Source organism: Microcoleus sp. B4-C2, from assembly GCF_036705265.1.
In the GTDB taxonomy this organism is placed as follows: Bacteria; Cyanobacteriota; Cyanobacteriia; order Cyanobacteriales; family Microcoleaceae; genus Microcoleus.
The window spans coordinates 45,273-61,571 of the sequence record NZ_JAUBUB010000001.1; the positions used below are offsets into that span (position 1 = coordinate 45,273).

14 protein-coding genes are annotated in these 16,299 nt (G+C 45.9%); 7 read left to right on the top strand and 7 right to left on the bottom strand.

The window, feature by feature from the left end; all coding sequences use genetic code 11:
• Positions 1-17 precede the first annotated feature (17 nt).
• Entirely contained in the window at positions 18-809 is a 792-nt protein-coding gene (locus QUB20_RS00175; RefSeq protein WP_333244223.1) for a DUF2993 domain-containing protein, read from the bottom strand.
• 618 nt (positions 810-1,427) lie between these two features.
• On the opposite strand from QUB20_RS00175, the gene QUB20_RS00180 reads away from it, so the two are divergent.
• Both QUB20_RS00180 and QUB20_RS00185 read left to right on the top strand, forming a co-directional pair.
• Entirely contained in the window at positions 1,428-2,222 is a 795-nt protein-coding gene (locus QUB20_RS00180; RefSeq protein ID WP_333243108.1) for a pseudouridine synthase, read from the top strand.
• Positions 2,219-3,100, top strand: a complete 882-nt coding sequence (locus QUB20_RS00185) for a RodZ domain-containing protein (RefSeq protein WP_333243018.1) — start codon at positions 2,219-2,221, stop codon at positions 3,098-3,100. The genes QUB20_RS00180 and QUB20_RS00185 overlap by 4 nt, the downstream gene beginning before the upstream one ends.
• 521 nt (positions 3,101-3,621) lie before the next feature.
• Here QUB20_RS00185 and malQ read toward each other — a convergent pair.
• The 4 genes from malQ to QUB20_RS00205 form a co-directional block, all read right to left on the bottom strand.
• Complete coding sequence (gene malQ, locus QUB20_RS00190; RefSeq protein ID WP_333243021.1) at positions 3,622-5,130, bottom strand: 4-alpha-glucanotransferase; 1,509 nt, start codon at positions 5,128-5,130, stop codon at positions 3,622-3,624.
• 464 nt (positions 5,131-5,594) lie between these two features.
• Positions 5,595-5,720, bottom strand: a complete 126-nt coding sequence (locus tag QUB20_RS00195) for a photosystem II protein Y (protein ID WP_333105443.1) — start codon at positions 5,718-5,720, stop codon at positions 5,595-5,597.
• A 175-nt stretch (positions 5,721-5,895) separates the two neighbouring features.
• On the bottom strand, positions 5,896-6,654 hold the full coding sequence (locus QUB20_RS00200) for a MinD/ParA family protein (protein ID WP_333205872.1): 759 nt from the start codon (positions 6,652-6,654) through the stop codon (positions 5,896-5,898).
• A gap of 74 nt (positions 6,655-6,728) precedes the next feature.
• The gene (locus QUB20_RS00205) at positions 6,729-8,519 is read right to left on the bottom strand and encodes a CHASE2 domain-containing protein (protein WP_333244227.1); all 1,791 of its coding nucleotides are present in this window, start codon (positions 8,517-8,519) and stop codon (positions 6,729-6,731) included.
• Positions 8,520-8,855: 336 nt separating this feature from the next.
• On the opposite strand from QUB20_RS00205, the gene QUB20_RS00210 reads away from it, so the two are divergent.
• From QUB20_RS00210 to QUB20_RS00230, 5 genes are all read left to right on the top strand, one after another.
• A complete protein-coding gene (locus QUB20_RS00210; RefSeq protein WP_333244230.1) occupies positions 8,856-9,596 on the top strand; it encodes a DUF928 domain-containing protein in 741 nt (246 codons plus the stop codon).
• Between the two features lie 282 nt (positions 9,597-9,878).
• Complete coding sequence (locus QUB20_RS00215) at positions 9,879-10,613, top strand: DUF928 domain-containing protein (protein WP_333243029.1); 735 nt, start codon at positions 9,879-9,881, stop codon at positions 10,611-10,613.
• Between the two features lie 230 nt (positions 10,614-10,843).
• Positions 10,844-11,638 carry an HAD hydrolase-like protein gene (locus tag QUB20_RS00220; RefSeq protein ID WP_333244233.1) on the top strand — a complete coding sequence of 265 codons (795 nt, stop codon included), beginning with the start codon at positions 10,844-10,846 and terminating at the stop codon, positions 11,636-11,638.
• 415 nt (positions 11,639-12,053) lie between these two features.
• Complete coding sequence (locus QUB20_RS00225; protein ID WP_333053031.1) at positions 12,054-13,271, top strand: DNA double-strand break repair nuclease NurA; 1,218 nt, start codon at positions 12,054-12,056, stop codon at positions 13,269-13,271.
• 145 nt (positions 13,272-13,416) lie between these two features.
• Positions 13,417-13,635 (top strand): hypothetical protein, encoded by a 219-nt coding sequence (locus tag QUB20_RS00230; protein WP_172184703.1) that lies wholly within the window; start codon positions 13,417-13,419, stop codon positions 13,633-13,635.
• Between the two features lie 38 nt (positions 13,636-13,673).
• Here QUB20_RS00230 and QUB20_RS00235 read toward each other — a convergent pair whose 3' ends face one another.
• Both QUB20_RS00235 and QUB20_RS00240 read right to left on the bottom strand, forming a co-directional pair.
• Positions 13,674-13,868 (bottom strand): hypothetical protein, encoded by a 195-nt coding sequence (locus QUB20_RS00235; protein ID WP_333291073.1) that lies wholly within the window; start codon positions 13,866-13,868, stop codon positions 13,674-13,676.
• Between the two features lie 50 nt (positions 13,869-13,918).
• On the bottom strand, positions 13,919-15,988 hold the full coding sequence (locus QUB20_RS00240; protein ID WP_333244238.1) for an ABC transporter ATP-binding protein: 2,070 nt from the start codon (positions 15,986-15,988) through the stop codon (positions 13,919-13,921).
• Between the last annotated feature and the right edge of the window lie 311 nt (positions 15,989-16,299).

Genomic DNA, 16,299 nt, shown 5'->3' on the forward strand with positions numbered 1-16,299 from the left:
AGTCAACTGTCAACTAACTAAGGCAAAACTCTAATTCCCCCCCGACAAACAATCTCCCCCGGACTCAAAATCAATTCTTCTATCTCAACTTCCGGCCCAAAATCAATTTTAAAACCATTGAAATCACTGCTCTTTAATTCTCCATCCATTTCGATTTCTGGTGATTCAAACATCAATTCGCGACCGCTGGCTATCCGCAAACCAGTCCGCAATACCAAAGGAATTTGCCTACCGCCAGCGCGCAAAATTGTCGCCGAAAGCGTTAACAAACCCCCCTCAATTGCAATCTGCGAATTTTGCAACTTCAGCGACTTTTCCCTATCTGTTAGTGGCAGCAGGGGGAGCAAAAATTCGCTCAAAGCATCAGCCAGCAAAGGCGCTTTCAGCGACGCATTCAAATCCGCTTGGCTGACCCTCAAAACGCCTGTTACGGGAACGGATTCCAGGAGGCGCAGGGGTTGGCCTTTGAGAGCTTGACCGAGGTTGATGCGAATGCCACAGCCCTCTATGGCAACGTCAGTTAGGTGTAGTCCTTTATACACAGCACCGATCGCGGCCGCCGTGACTTTGGGGATCGCACCGCTGAAGATTTGTCGATCGCTCCCCTCAATTTTCACCTTCAACTCGTCCACATGCTGAACTTGCGATCGCAGCCACAACTGCACCGCCGGAGACAGCACCGCGCTCGCGATCCGGCTGCCTTGACTCGGCGAAGCTCTCCCCGGTTCCTCGCCCAGATTAACAGTCTCACCAGAGCCAGCAGCGCCATCTCTATTGTCAAATTGAAGAGAGTTTCGATCGACAGTCATAAACAATTTCAGAATATAAACCTTAATATTCAAGCACAGAAATTTAACTAGAACTTGCACCTCCGGCCTCAAAAACCGGGTTTCTGCACAGATATACCGCTGTCAACCTCTGATTTTCCTGAGAAACCGGGTTGATGAACACAAGTCTGATTAACTCCAAAATCAAGCAGAAATCTGGCATCAGCAACGCCAGAAGCAGAAAAATTCTCACCTTTCTACCCTTGAGATATTTGGATAGTTCACGAGTTGTGCGATCCCGATGAAAAATTCGCGATCGAGCGTATAAATTTAACCAGGAGTACGGGATTTATGGTAGTGTTGGTTTATGGTCGGGTCAGACCCACACCTTTCAAACCAGCCGCAAACCAACGGTGCAAACCTGTGCCTGCCGCGAGTCTTTTCGTCGTAGTTTTTGCACAGCATTCAGGGTAATGCCATCAGGACAATCTGCACCGGGCACAAGGACAATCTGCACTCTTGCCGGACGTCCTGTAATAATTGGTCAGCATTATAATTTATTCCCAACCAGGAATTGAGCATTGCTAGTACGGTTAATCAATTAACCGTGTCGTGTTTCCTCCCCACCGCTGGCTCGTTGGGGATTTCCACACTCCCGTCATGTCTGATGAAAGGCTGCAAAAAATCCTCGCCCAGTGGGGCATTGCCTCTCGCCGTCTTGCAGAACAGATGATTGTAGCTGGACGAGTCCGAGTTAATGGCAATATTGTTCACTTAGGAGAAAAAGCGAATCCCGATCGCGATCTCATCCAAGTCGATGGAGTCCCGGTGAAACCAACGGATAAACCCGCAAAGGTGTATCTGTTGCTCAACAAACCGGCAGGCGTAGTTTCTACTTGCAGCGATCCAAGATCCCGATCGAAAGTTCTCGACTTGCTGCCACCCCAACTGCGTTCGGGTCAAGGCATCCACCCCGTAGGACGCTTAGATGCAGATTCCACCGGCGCCCTCTTGCTCACCAATGATGGTAAGCTGACATTTTGTTTGACCCATCCGCGTCACTCGATCGCCAAAACTTATCAGGTTTGGGTGAGCGGCGATCCCCCGGAACCCATACTACAAACGTGGCGTCAGGGCATCATCTTGTCCGGCAGAAAAACTTTGCCCGCGAAAGTTAAAGTTATCGATCGCGCGCAAGACCAAACTCTGTTAGAAGTCATTCTATCAGAAGGCAGAAACCGACAGATTCGGCGAACAGCCGAGCTCTTGGGATATCCCGTGGTGCGCCTGCACCGCACAGCCATTGGCCCGATTCAATTGCAGCGGCCCGGTTCGCCAATATTGCCACCAGGCTGCTGCCGACCCCTAGAAGATGCGGAAATTATTTATTTATGGAATCTAGTCAACCTAACATCAATAAGCGTGCCAGTAAATTCCCAGGAGCACAGCATATGACAAAGAATTTATTGTTTTTATTCTTCAAAACCACTAAGCAGAAACTGCACTCCCAAGAGCCAGAACCAGCTCAGAAGAAGCTAGCGGAAATAGGAGCTAAACTCCGTCAGTACCGCGAACAGCAGTCGATTTGTTTGGACAAAGTAGCCGTGGTAACAATGATTCGGCGGAATCTGCTACAAGCAATCGAGGACGGTCAACTCGACCAACTTCCCGAACCCGTCTACACTCAGGGTTTGATCAAGCGCTACGCTGAAGCAATGGGTTTGGACGGAACTCAGTTTGCCGAATTTTTTCCGATCGAACCGCCGCCCCGATCGATAAGCAAGCTATCTTGGCAAGATGGGCCTCAGTTGCGGCCGATGCACCTCTACCTCTTTTACACATTTCTAATTATCTGTTCGGTCAATGTCTTATCTCAATTGATGAGCGGTTCTGTTACCGCAAAAAACGGTGCGGGAGCCGAAGAACTAGCGCTTGGGCAGCAAGAACAAGCTCGCGCCGCTGCTGAGGCATCAAGAGCCTCACAAAATCAGAAACCGGATAGTTACGAGGCTGTCGAAGCAGTAAGAACCGGTCAAAATTTAAATAAATCTGGCAATAAACCAGTAATGGTTAGCGTCACTTTTAAAGCAGAATCGTGGATGCAGGTTGAAGTCGATGGTAAAACAGAGTTTGAGGGAACTTTGCCGACCGGGACTGTTCGCACCTGGGGGGCTCAAAAGCAATTGGTAGTGGTAGCAGGTAACGCAGGCGGGGTAATGGTTGCTGTTAATAACGGACAAGCCGAACAACTCGGAGAGCCTGGAGTCGCTAAAGAAGTTGTTTTTAAAGCAAGCGAACTTAAGCCTTCAGCACCGCCCCAGAATGAAGGTTGAGTGTTAATGGGTAATTGTTAATGGGTAATAGGTAATAGCGGGCAGTCCATACATTTTAATTAGAATGTCCGTCTTGATGCACTCATTACCAATTACCAATTACCCATTCTATCAAACCCGGTTGCATCGGAATAGTCATATCCAGTCAACAGTCAATCGATTTTAGATTTTAGATTTTAGATTTTAGAATTGAAGCATTGACTTGCGCGAGATAAATACGTTCGGCAAGTTTCATGGGATACAGGTTTTTTATTTCTGGACGGATGAATCCGGGGGCTTGTATCCTGGATGCTTTCGGTTAACAATCACGGATGGTGCAACCGGAATTGATAGAATTCATCTGCGTTAATCTGTGTTGCATCTGCCTGTATCTGCGGTCAAGAAAAGATAATTTCTGAACCGCCCCGGACAAGGGATTGACGCTGATTCACGCAGATAAAGAGAAGAGAGATAGGAATAATTCCGATGTTAACAGATTTGATATTACCCATTAACAATTACCAATTACCCCTTCCCGACAATCAATGTTTATTAGGAGCGCGCCCGGAGATGTAAGTCATAGTTTTTAGCCGATCGCGCACTTCCCAATTCACAGCTTCGGGCCGATACCGCCAGCCCCAATTTCCCTCTGGTTTCCCCGGAAAATTCATCCGCGCGTCAGTACCTAAACCCAACAAATCTTGAAACGGCACAATTGCCATATTAGCAACAGAAATCCAGCCCATGCGGATTAAAGACCAGTGAATTCCTTGGGGATCGATGCAGCCCAAATAACGCAAAACCTCGTCTCTTTCGTAGTTTTGCAGTTGATTGAACCATCCAACAGTCGTGTCGTTGTCGTGGGTGCCGGTGTAGACTACGGAGTTGCGATCGTAATTGAAAGGCAAAAAAGGATCGCCCGGACCAGCGCCAAAAGCAAACTGCAAAATCTTCATTCCTGGAAACTCGTATCGATCGCGCAAAGCTTCCACTTCTGGAGTAATTACCCCTAAATCCTCAGCGATAATCGGCAAGTTGCCAAACTTTTCGTTAATTACATCCAACAAAGCTGTTCCCGGCGCTTTAATCCACTCTCCCTCGATCGCAGTTTCTTGTCCGCGCTTCACCGCCCAGTAAGCGTCAAATCCTCGAAAGTGGTCGATCCGAGTCACGTCTACATAAGAGAAAATCGCTTCAAAACGCTGCACCCACCACTCGAAATTAGTTGCTTGCAACTTCTCCCAATTGTATACGGGGTTGCCCCACAATTGACCTGTTGCACTGAAGTAATCCGGGGGAACTCCGGCCATTAAAGCTGGTTCTCTGCTGGCTTCATCCAAGCAGAATAAGTGGGGATTCGACCACACATCCGCGCTGTCGTGAGCTACATAAATCGGAATGTCACCAATAATTTGAATGTGACGCTGGTTGGCATAGCGTTTCAACTCCGTCCACTGGCGGAAAAACTCAAATTGAACGTATTTGTAGTAATAAATCTCAGCATTTAGCTGCTGGCGCCACTTTTCTAGGGACTTGGGTTCTCGACGGGCAATTTCGGGTTCCCAATTGTTCCAGCTAACACCGCCAAAGTGATCCTTGAGTGCCATAAAGAAGGCATAATCTTCCAGCCAACTCTCTTTGCTTTCGCAAAAAGCTGAGAAGTCTCTTTGCTGCACCGGCGATGCTTTGGCTTTGAAGTTTTCGCAAGCTTTTTTGAGCAAAGACACTTTCAGGGCGATCGCCCGCTCGAAGTCTACATAATCCAGCGGAAATTCTGGCAAATTAGCGAAGTCTTCATCTGCGAGCAATTGATCGTTCCGCAGCAGTTCAGGGTTAATCAGCAGCGGATTTCCCGCCATTGCTGAATAGCATGAATAAGGAGAATTGCCGTATCCTGTCGGGCCCAGCGGCAATATCTGCCAGTATAGCTGGTCGCTCTCTACTAAAAAGTCAATAAAGCGATATGCTTCCATTCCCAAGTCCCCAATGCCAAATCGACTGGGAAAGGATGTGGGGTGGAGTAATATGCCGCTCGATCGGGGAAAAAGCATAATCTATCTAAAGATATAGGAATTTAACATTGACAATTTGACCTATCTTCCCTACCAGTTAAACTTCGCAGTTTTTAGGGCGATTTTCAGGGCAAATACTTTTGTGATTGTCTCATATTTTCTGCGATAACGTGCTTACCAAATATTTTTATGGCACTCTACTCATAAATCCTGAGTAGAGTTCAAAACATCAAAATCCGAACTTACACGATCGCCCTGCTTTCACAGCTAGGTTTTTTTTACCCAGGCTCGTTTGCTGCAACAAAGTATGTTGCTTGAGCCTAGTCGGTTTCTGCCTAACCTTTAAACTTAACTTTTTTTGGGTTTTTGCCCCATCTCTCTGCAGTCGTAAATTGCCCACAAAAAATCAGCCATCACTTAAGCAGAGCCCATGCACAAATCAGCCGGCTGTTTTGTATCTCAAAAAACAGCCGGCTGCGAAATTACTGGTGATAATGCTTAGTTCATGCTTGCTTGTTCAACATTTTCTGCACTTGTTTGAGAGCTATAGCGCCGACGTTGTAAGCCGCCCAGCCGCCCGCCAACAATACGGGCATCAATACTATTAGTATGCGGAAGTCAAAATCCATGAGTTCTCCTCCTAAAGTTTTTTAACAAATTCTCATAATCTATTTGTATCTCATTTTGTCGCCATTCTCCTGACTCTCTAAGCAAATATTCGGGATACGCAGGAGGACATCGCTCCCCAAGAATTGAGAGCGAAAGCGAAACTCCTGGGCGGGATCTCGGCATTCGCTGCACCAATTATCCCACAATCTGTTTGGCAATTCCTTCCACAACCTTAGTTAGAGGGTCGTTAGGGAAGTGCAGCGCAAACACCCCCTTGCTGGCGAGCAGCATCATCTGGTCGCTGTGGGGCAGTACCCCTGCCACTGGGATGTTGTAAATACTCTCTACTTGCTGCTTCAAATCCTCGAAATCCAGCGATTCTGGGGCTTTGTTAATCGTCATCAAAATCTTGGGAACTTCTAATTTGCGGGCCACATCTACCGTGACAGCAGTTCCCTGAAAATCTTGCTGATCCGGACGCAGAATCAGCAGCAGGATGTCGGAAATGGTGATGCTGAGGAGGGTTTCTTCGTTGAGCCCCGGGTGCGTGTCTATAAATAGGTAGTCTAAGTTCAAAACCTCGATCAGTTCTTGAAAGCCGTCGGTAAGCAGTCCCACATCGTAGCCTTCGCGCAAAACTCGCGCTATCTCCCCTGCTTTAATGCTCGAAGGAATCAGGTAGAGGCTGCCGTTACTGGCTAATTTTGGCAGCAGGGAACTCACATTGTAGGCCGTATCCGCGATCGGACATCGGCCCCACAGGTAATCGTTCAAGCAGCGATCCATATTGCTCTCGCTGAAACCGAACAGCACGTGAATCCCCGGCGATTGAATGTCTGTGTCCACAATGGCGACTCGATTTCCGCCGCGAGCGATAATAGATGCCAGGTTTGCTGTCGTGTTCGATTTGCCAGTTCCGCCCCGGTAAGAGTGGACAGAGATGATTTTGGACATGATCTGCGTATGAGGGTAAGAAACGGGGAGAACCCATTATGATGCAATTCTCGATGATACAGTCGAGTTGTCGGTCATTCTTCCTTGTCCCCCAAATCCTCCTTGTCTGCTAAACTATCAATTTTTTCATCTTTTATCATCTTTTGGCCGCCCCTGCGCTGCCGCATCTGTTTGGCTTTGGTTTGCAAATCGCTGAACTCGTCATCAGGTTTGGTTTCGGCTGAACTAGCACCGCCGCCCCCATTGATGGGGACACCTGTTTGAGAGCCGCTTTCCGATTCAGTCACGGCGGCGCGCTGCTTCTGCTGTTTGGCTTTTTCCTGCAACTGAGCTAAGTAATCGTCTGTCTGACTTTCGACCTTGGGAAGCTCTGGGGTAATGGCAATTATTTCTTGGGGTTCGGAAGATGCTTTTTCAGAGGTTTCTTGTTTGCTAATCCTCAGTTTATCTTTCTTTTGCTGCAATTCTTTAAAGAAATCAGATTCTGTGATTTCTGCGACTTGCTGTTCTTTTTTGGCTTGGTCTATTTCGATTTTGAAGACTTGTTTTACTCGATCGCTAATTGCTTTCCCGTATCCGGCTTTATTAAATCTCTCTGCTGATACAATGCTACCGCCAGTTACGATTAATGCTAAGGCTGGCGCTGCCACAGGCACCCACCCTCCCAACAGAAAAATCCCAAAGCCGATCGCGCAGCACCCGGACAGCAGTGCTCCAAATGTCACTGTCAACTTCGCTGGGTGAGCCATCCGCGATGCCAAGGTTCCTCCCACAATTGACCATGCCGAAATCCACATGATTTCTGCCCATTCCGGCCAAAACCAAAACATCGGTCTGTTGTCTAAAACAGCACTCAGAATTTGGCTGACTACTTGTGCGTGTGCCACGATACCAGGCATGAATTGGTTGCTTTGCTGTCGCCCACTGTAAGGAGTATAAAATAAATCTTTAACGGTTTCTGTGGTGTAACCGATGAGAACTATTTTATCTTTAACTAAATTTGGGTTAACTTTCCCTTCTAAAACATCGGTAATTCTGACTTGGTTTGCGACTTGCCGCCTGGAACGATAGTTAATTAATATTTGATATCCCCTGACATCGGCATTTTTGTATCCTCCGTCATTGCTTGCTAGTTGTTTTAATTGAGTTTCTCCCAGCCATAAAGATTGATCTGGTGCCAGTTTGGGATAGATTTTTTGCCCTTGCAGGTAGCGGAGTGCTAGCTGGAGGTTGAAGGAATATAAAACTTGAGAATTGTCATTGCAAAGATGTTTTTGGGCAGAAGAGTTGCCCTCAATTTTCGGCGGTTTCATAAATAATAAAGCCCTGCGGAGTATGCCACCGGGATCGACTCCGAAATCTGCAAATCCCACCCGGTTTTGTGGCAGCCCCGGCGCAGGCGGAGAACCGGGATTGTCCGGGCTTCCGTCGGTGACTAAACATACCCCGATCGTTCGATCGCTTTTTTGTAAAAATTTAGTCAATTCCTCGCGCCCGTCTCCTAAAGGTACGTCTCGCAGTACATCTAAACCGATGACTGCCGGCTGCATTTTTTCCAGTTTTTGTAAGATTTCGGCTATTTTGCGATCGGATATTGGCCACTGATTCAGTTTCTGAATGTCTGCTTCGGTAATCCCCACAACTAGCAAACGCGAGTCTGGCTGTTCATCGGGACGCCACCTCACCATTTGGTCATAAGCGCTTAATTCTACTGGTTCGAGTATTCCTAGCTGTCTGGCTCCCATCAAGGATAATGTTACTGCCGCGCTGGCAATTAATACAGACTTAGCCAATGCTAGTGATGGTTTATACCTTTGACTCACTTGAGCCACTGCCGATCGAATTTTGTTAGATATTTTACTCATTATCCCAGCATAAAAGTTTGACTCGTTTCTGGAACAGCAGTTGTTTCACATTTCCCGCCTGCTGGAGACTTCCTCCATCTTAGAACACTCGGAAACTCCGACCACTTTGTTACAAAAATTTACCTTACGTAGCGACCAACTGTATCCAATGATACTTGCGACCTAGGCAACCGGATTTTTCCGACAGAGAATCCACTTGCCGCTCGAATTAATTAATGTTATTGATGATATGTCAAGGTATAAATTGTGTATCTGCGCCCTCGACTAGCATCTCAAAAATATTTATCGCCATCAGCGAATGCCTGTGTTTGCAATTATAGTGAAAGGTACAACAAAATGAAATGTTTTCTACATCGGGCTACACTTGCCGTCGCCGTATCTGCGATCGCAGCTACCCTACCCAGTTCACTTGCACCGATGCGCGCACAATCCCAGCCGCTTCTGCTGAGTCAAAATGTTAATTTCAAGCCTCCCGATGTAACAGCCCCCGCCAACCGACAAGGAGGAACACATCGCGGCAACAAGCTTTGTCCAGCGGGTTTATCTATTACTCCTTTAGTACCTCCAACTAATATCGGTTTAACCCTAACGGATTCTCCCACAATTTTTGTCTATGTTCCTCAAACCTCTGCAAAAATAGAGTTTACTGTGCTCAACGACAAGGAAGAGGAAGTCGTCTACGAAAAAACATTTAAACTAGACAAATCTGGGATTGTTGGAGTTACTATTCCTGCTACCGTGGACAACAACAAATCCCTTGAAGTTGGTAAGCGATACGTGTGGTCATTTTCGCTAGTTTGCGACCCCGAAGACCGAGCTGCGGATTTAGTTGTTAAAGGGTTCGTGCAGCGAATTGAACCGCAGGCAACTCTCAAGAGCGAGTTGGCAAATCCCGACCCCATGACTAGGCTCAACGTTTATGCTCAAAATGGGATTTGGTACGAAACTATCGCTACTTTAGCCCAAATGCGGCGCCAGACACCGGGGGATGTGAAGCTGACAGCCAAGTGGACGCAATTATTGCAGTCCCAAGGACTGGAATCAGTTGCAGCTCAACCACTGGTTGCGCCTCTTTAAATCTCGCTATTTCTTGAAGTTTTGTCGATCGGCCGATGGCGATGTGAAAATTGACCACGAATTTCAAAGGTGGTACCCGCCACGTGATTTATCCGTGGAATGAATCCAAAATCCAAAATCGAAAATCCTCAAGAAAGAGCATTTATCCGTGGGGTCGCCTCTAAAATCTAAAATCTAAAATCTAAAATCGATTGACAAATTCACTCGATCGCGCCCGGAGCTAAAACTCCGGGTTAACATTAGAGATGTACTCTATAAATATTTCTACAAGTTGGTGGAAAAATGAAACGTTTTATAAATTTTACTGCACTGGTGATGACTGTATTGGCGATCGCCGTTACTCTCCCCAGTTTGCTGACACCGATGCAGGCTGTGCCCGCACCAATCCTGCTGAGTCAGAATGTTAATTTCACACCTCCCGATGTAACAGCCCCCGACAATCGGCAAGGGGGAACGCATCGAGGCTGTAAGTTACGGGATGGTTTATTCATTACTCCCTTAGTACCTGAAAGCAATATTGGCTTAACGCTAACAGAGTCGCCAACATTTTTTGTATATGTTTCTCAACCGGCAGCTCAAGTAGAGTTTATTTTGCTAAACGCAGATGAATCCGAAGTAGTTTACGAAACTACTTTAAAAAATGACAAAGCCGGAATAGTTGGAGTTAACCTTTCTGAGAAAGACAAGACAAAAAAAATTGAGGTTGGTAAGCGATATGTGTGGTCGTTTGCGCTAGCCTGCGATCCTCTGGAGCGTTCTGGAGATTATATTGTTAAAGGATGGATGCAGCGAATTGAACCCCAGGCAAATCTCAAGAACGATTTGGCAAATCCCGACCCTATGGCTAAGGTGATTGCTTATGCTAGAAATGGGATTTGGTACGAGACTCTTGCTACTCTAGCCGAAATGCGACGCCTCGCACCCAATGATTCGCGGCTGACGACCGAGTGGACGCAATTGTTGCAGTCCCAAGGACTAGAATCGATCGCAGATCAACCGCTAGTTCAGTCTTTTTAATAACGACTCTTGACCAATCATTGCTGAGTGTTTGCATAGTCAATTCTTCAATTATTCAATCCAGTGACCGAAAGCAGCCAGGGTACAAGCCCCCGTTCTTATCCTGGTACAACCCAAAAATACTATCCGATAACCAGTCCCCGGATTCATCAGTGATATCGCTTTCTTCAATTCTCCAATTCTTCAATTCTTCAATCCAAAATCCAAAATCTAAAATCTAAAATCGATTGATGGCTAATAACTTTCCGACAATTCTAGCTCTTGATTTTGACGGTGTGATTTGTGACGGACTAATCGAATATTTCCAAACCGCTTGGCGTACCTACTGTCAAATCTGGAAACCCGTCGAAACAGTGCCCGATCCAGATTTAGCTTTGAGTTTTTACCGAGTGCGGCCCGCCATCGAAACTGGTTGGGAAATGCCGCTGCTGATCCGCGCACTGCTGACAGGAATTTCTCCAGAGCAAATTTTGCTGGAGTGGCCTAATATAGTACCGTATTTGTTGACCGAAAATAATTTAAAAGCGCAGTCTGTCGGCGCTATGTTAGACGGATTGCGGGATAATTGGATTGCTGAGGATTTAGCTGGGTGGCTGTCTTTGCACCGCTTTTATCCAGGGGTTGCTGATCGCTTGCACTCGTTGCAGGAGAGTTCGGTGAAAGTGGCGATCGTCACTACAAAGGAAGGCCGTTTTGTGCGGGAACTTTTGCAACTAGCAGGCGTACAAATGCCGTCAGAGTTAATTTTTGGCAAGGAATACAACAAGCCTAAGCACCAAATTTTGCGGGAATTTTTGGCCGCGTCTGGCAAAGATTCGACTATTTGGTTTGTGGAAGACAGGTTAAAAACTTTGCTGTCGGTGAAGCAGCAGTCGGATTTATCTCAGGTGAGGTTATTTTTGGCTGATTGGGGCTACAATACTTTGCCAGAACGGGAATCTGTGGCTCAAAATCCACCAGTTCAATTGCTTTCTCTGTCGCAGTTTGCCGGAGATTTTGCCGATTGGCTGCCGATCGACTGTTGATGTTAGATTTGTTCACAGTGGTGATTTTTTTCGCTTTTCAGATTTTAAAAAAAATCACAAAAATTTACATTTTTTTGGTTGACTTTTGCGGCGTAGACATGGTATTTATCTTATAATGGGATGGTGGCAAAAATAATATTTTTGCCACCATCCCATTATAAGATAAATATAACAGAAATTTCTCAAAAAAGCAAGCCGATCGACAAAAAAAAAAGGTTTTTTTTTAGACTATTGCAGGTACTCTTGACCTCAAAAACCTGGTTTTTTTACTATTTCTGGGGGCGCGCACGCACGAAGTGTTTTAGTTAATTAAACCGCGTCTATCACAAAAAAACCAGATTCGGAACCAAAAAATTGAAAAGTGTTTTGATAATTTATCAGCTTGAAAGCTTTCTAATATTGAGACTTAAAACCCATGCTCGATTTAACTAAAGCAGCCAAGGCAATGCAGGGAATGAGCCAACATTTGAATGTGGAAGCGGCTGCCGCTCGCCAACGTTTGGAAGTGGCTCAGAATTTGCTGGTAAAGGCTGCAGCGGAACAGGAAAAATTGGTGGAATTGCAAGAGAATTGGCGCGATCGCACTTTATTCAATGCTGCCACGCCGATCGAGCCATTAGACGATCGCACCTACATCACCGCACCCCCCGCCTCTCACACAGTCTTTGCCACAGACGGATCGCAAATTTCCCCCAACCATCACGAAATAGCCTACTGCTACCTGCTAAACGTCGGCACAGTCATGCTACACTACGGCCAAAGTCGCCACCCAGTTTTAGACAGCGTACCCGAAGTTTTCTACAAACCCGAAGACTTGTACGGTTCGCGACAGTGGGGAATTAGAACCGAAGAATGGATGGGATACCGGCGAGCAGTTTCCGAAGCAATTGCCTTAGCAGAAATGGGCTGCAATTGGGCAAAAGTTAACGACAATAAATTGCCCGCGCCAGCTTTAGCAATGGTAGACGGTTCCCTGATTTATTGGTTTTTGGAACAGTTACCCACCGAAGCGCGCGATCAAATTTTGCTGCCAATTTTAGAATCTTGGGACAAGTTGCGTTTAGCAGGAATTCCCCTTTTAGGATACTTAAGCGCTTCTCGCAGCAGCGAAAGCTTATCTTTTTTGCGGTTTGAAGCTTGCACCCACGAAGTACCAGACTGCATGACAAATTGCCCGAACGTCGGATTTGCCGCCACAATTTCTTTCGCCGACAAAGCACCTTGTCAAGAATTTGAACCCTTGCGGGATGCCATATTGTGGGCAACAATCCTGTCACCGGGACAAAGAAGCCCTTTGTGGAAATCCCAAGCTCGAATTTTAGATTTGTACGGCATTAATTCCGTCTATTTCTGTTACGTTCACGTTGGCACAGAAATTGCTAGAATAGAAGTGCCGGAATGGGTAGCACAAGATACAGCACAGCTAGATTTAGCATTGGGAATGATGCTGGCTCAAGTACACAAAGGCGGCGGCTATCCGGTGACGCTAGCAGAAGCTCATAATCAAGCGGTAGTCACGGGGGGCGATCGAACTCGCTTTTTCGCTTTGTTAGAGCAGCAAATGATTAAAGCTGGCTTGAAAAATGTCGGAATTTCTTATAAGGAAACACGGAAGCGCGGCAGTATTGCTTAAAGTAATAAGTAAAGTAATCTTGGACGCAGAAACCGGGTTTTTTACAGAAATACAGAAATTGAGCCTTTAACACAGATAAAAAACCCGCTTGCTTTGGGATTGCTGCGTAAGTTATGTAGAGTTAAAATAGAGTTAAAAATGTTATATGCCAATAGAACTAATTATCTTAATTGCTTCGTTACTTGTATCTTGGCTGGTGTTTAATTGGGCTTTTAAAGTGTTGAAAGCCAGCATCGGGACAGCGATTGCTTTAGCAGCAATTGTGCTGGCGATGCAGTTATTGTTTGGCATCGGCCCAAATCAGTTGTTTCAACATATAATTCACTTGCCGGAAACCCTGGGGAAAATGATTTCGGGCAAGTGAGCCGATTTTAGATTTTAGATTTTAGATTTTAGATTCTTTTAGATACCCGACTTCTTGAAGAAGTCGGGTATCTGGGTATTCGGATAATTTTCCCTCTTATCGATAATTCCTCCGTGTATCCGTGTCAAAATCCGTGTCGTGCTTTCCTTCATATACTCACATCTTGCACCATTCTCAAGAACAGGCTTTCCGGCCTGTTCCACAAAGAGTGAATTGTCTTGTGGAACAGGCATCTTGCCTGTTCATAAAAAGCTTATTGAGAAGGGTGCAACATCTCAGTATATTAACTTCCCAGCATTTGCAAATTGTACAAACTGGCATACAAACCTTCTAGCTGCAACAATTCTTCGTGGCTGCCAGACTCTACTAACTGCCCGCGTTTGAGCACTAAAATACGATCGACATTTCGGATAGTCGAGAGCCTGTGGGCAATAATTATCGCCGTTCTGTCAGCCATCAAACGCTCTAGAGCTTCTTGAATTAAAGCTTCCGTCCCCACATCCAAACTAGCAGTTGCCTCGTCTAGAACTAAAATACTGGGATTGCGAATAGCCGCGCGAGCAAAGGCTAATAATTGCTTTTGTCCCCCCGAAAGATTCGTTCCCCGTTCCCGCAATTGCGTATCATAACCTTGAGGCAACTGTTCGATTAAACGGGCAACATTAGTCTTTTCTGCTGCTGCTTGAATTTCCTCAATCGAGTAACTTTCTCCCAGGCTGATATTGCTCTTCACGTCACCAGCAAATAGAAAGCCATCTTGGATAATCACGCCTATGTGCCTGCGTAACTCTGCTTGAGGCAAATCCCGAATATCGACATGATTAACCAGAATCCGTCCTCGGCTAGGTTCGTAAAGGCGGCACAGGAGACGGATAATCGAACTTTTGCCCGCACCGGTGGGGCCCACTAATGCTACTTTTTCGCCGGATTTGATGGTGAAATTGAGGTTTTGCAAAACATATTCGTCTTCTTTGTAAGCAAACCACACGTTGTCAAATTGGATTTCTCCCGATTCAGAATTCTGCGATTTGGCATTTTCTCCCCCCCTTAGCAAGGTGGTGTTGTCGGGGGGTGATTTGGGATTGTTAGACAATAAACGATATTCTGAACTTGCTGGATTTTGATGATTATCTGGCAATTCTCGATCGACCGGAGACAAGTTGTAAGCCGTTGCCTCTGGATGTCCAGTTATCAACAACGGTGAATAACCTGCCCTTCTGCCTTCTTCCCTCTTCCCTCTCCCTTCAAACATCCGTGTATCCGTGTCAAAATCCGTGTTGTGCCCTTCCTTCTTCCCGCTAGTTGGATCTTTAATTTCGATCGGTTCATTGAGAATATCGCTAATGCGTTCGACAGCGGTAAATCCTGCTTGAATTGCCGTGAATTTCTCAGCAAATTGCCGCAGCGGATCGAAGAGACGCTGAGCAAATAAAATGAATGCCGAGAGAGTACCGAAGTTAAGATTACCGGCTAAAACTCTTTGGCCGCCCATCCACAAAACGGCTGCAATCGCTACTAAAGCAATCCATTCTAATGTCGCCGATACGGCTGAGTCGTAAAATATAGTTTTATCAACTGCTTTAATGTAGCGTTTATTGGTCACGCGAAACAATTGTGAATTGAACCTTTCGCGGCGGAATAGCTGCACTACGCCAATACCAGTCAGGTTTTCTTGCAGTTGTGCGTTGAGTTCAGAAAGTTCTTCTCTGGTATTGTAATTGGCTATGCGATATTGGTACTGAAAATAAACTATGACAGCGGTAATTGGTATCATCATCAGCACCAACATTAAAGCTAGTTGCCACTGCATAGTAAACATGAAAATGGCAATTACTAAAATTGAAAATAGATCGCTGACAATGCCGATCGCCCCTGAAGAGAAAACCTCTCCCAAAGCTTCTACATCGCTGGTGAGGCGAGTCATCAATTTACCGACAGGAGTGCGATCGAAAAATCTCACTGCTAGCGATGTGACGTGGGCGAACAAATCATTTCTAATATCAGTAGTAATTATTTGCCCTACTTTCGTGACTAAATAGCCTTGAAGTGATTGCAGTGCTAATCTAAGTGTTATAGTTAGCATGAGCAAAATAGCCAAAATATTCAATGCAGCAGATAAAGGCACTCCCCGCAAGAATTCGTAGGTAGGTTCCGAGCGAATTACCGAAATTGCCTGTCCGATGAGAATGGGTTGAATTGCTCCTGAGACTGCTAGCGGTACTAATAGTGCGATCGAAATAATCAACAAGCGTTTGCTGCGGGTTGCGTAAGATGCCAACCTCATGAATAACCGCCAGTCTGTTTCCTGGCCGGATTTGTTTTTGGTGTCTGCTACTGGTGAGGAAAGAGTCATCCGATTTTAGATTTTAGATTTTAGATTTTAGATTGCAGAAGCTATTATGCTGCTAAATTCGGCGGCTTTTTGTGAGGATATCGAGCTTTTTTTTCGCTGCGCGGCTTGTAGGGCCCGCGGGCGAGATCAGTTCGCTCAGCTTTGAGCAAAAAAGCTGTACAATATATCCAACTAATAATTGTAGCAAATAGAGTCAGTCAAATTAGGAAATATTGTACAGATCCAGCAAATTATCAAACCTGACAGCGCTCAGTCACCCATATTTATTACAATTGCGGATATCCGCTACTTGCCACTTTATGCCTTTAGAC

Excerpts from the sequence above, each read along its gene's own strand:
- QUB20_RS00180 (WP_333243108.1), top strand. The coding sequence starts at position 1,428 with ATGTCTGATGAAAGGCTGCAAAAAATCCTCGCCCAGTGGGGCATTGCC.
- QUB20_RS00175 (WP_333244223.1), bottom strand. The coding sequence starts at position 809 with ATGACTGTCGATCGAAACTCTCTTCAATTTGACAATAGAGATGGCGCT.
- QUB20_RS00235 (WP_333291073.1), bottom strand. The coding sequence starts at position 13,868 with ATGCCTGTTCCACAAGACAATTCACTCTTTGTGGAACAGGCCGGAAAG.
- QUB20_RS00220 (WP_333244233.1), top strand. The coding sequence starts at position 10,844 with ATGGCTAATAACTTTCCGACAATTCTAGCTCTTGATTTTGACGGTGTG.
- QUB20_RS00200 (WP_333205872.1), bottom strand. The coding sequence starts at position 6,654 with ATGTCCAAAATCATCTCTGTCCACTCTTACCGGGGCGGAACTGGCAAA.
- QUB20_RS00185 (WP_333243018.1), top strand. The coding sequence starts at position 2,219 with ATGACAAAGAATTTATTGTTTTTATTCTTCAAAACCACTAAGCAGAAA.
- QUB20_RS00240 (WP_333244238.1), bottom strand. The coding sequence starts at position 15,988 with ATGACTCTTTCCTCACCAGTAGCAGACACCAAAAACAAATCCGGCCAG.
- QUB20_RS00210 (WP_333244230.1), top strand. The coding sequence starts at position 8,856 with ATGAAATGTTTTCTACATCGGGCTACACTTGCCGTCGCCGTATCTGCG.
- QUB20_RS00215 (WP_333243029.1), top strand. The coding sequence starts at position 9,879 with ATGAAACGTTTTATAAATTTTACTGCACTGGTGATGACTGTATTGGCG.
- QUB20_RS00230 (WP_172184703.1), top strand. The coding sequence starts at position 13,417 with ATGCCAATAGAACTAATTATCTTAATTGCTTCGTTACTTGTATCTTGG.
- malQ (WP_333243021.1), bottom strand. The coding sequence starts at position 5,130 with ATGCTTTTTCCCCGATCGAGCGGCATATTACTCCACCCCACATCCTTT.
- QUB20_RS00195 (WP_333105443.1), bottom strand. The coding sequence starts at position 5,720 with ATGGATTTTGACTTCCGCATACTAATAGTATTGATGCCCGTATTGTTG.
- QUB20_RS00225 (WP_333053031.1), top strand. The coding sequence starts at position 12,054 with ATGCTCGATTTAACTAAAGCAGCCAAGGCAATGCAGGGAATGAGCCAA.
- QUB20_RS00205 (WP_333244227.1), bottom strand. The coding sequence starts at position 8,519 with ATGAGTAAAATATCTAACAAAATTCGATCGGCAGTGGCTCAAGTGAGT.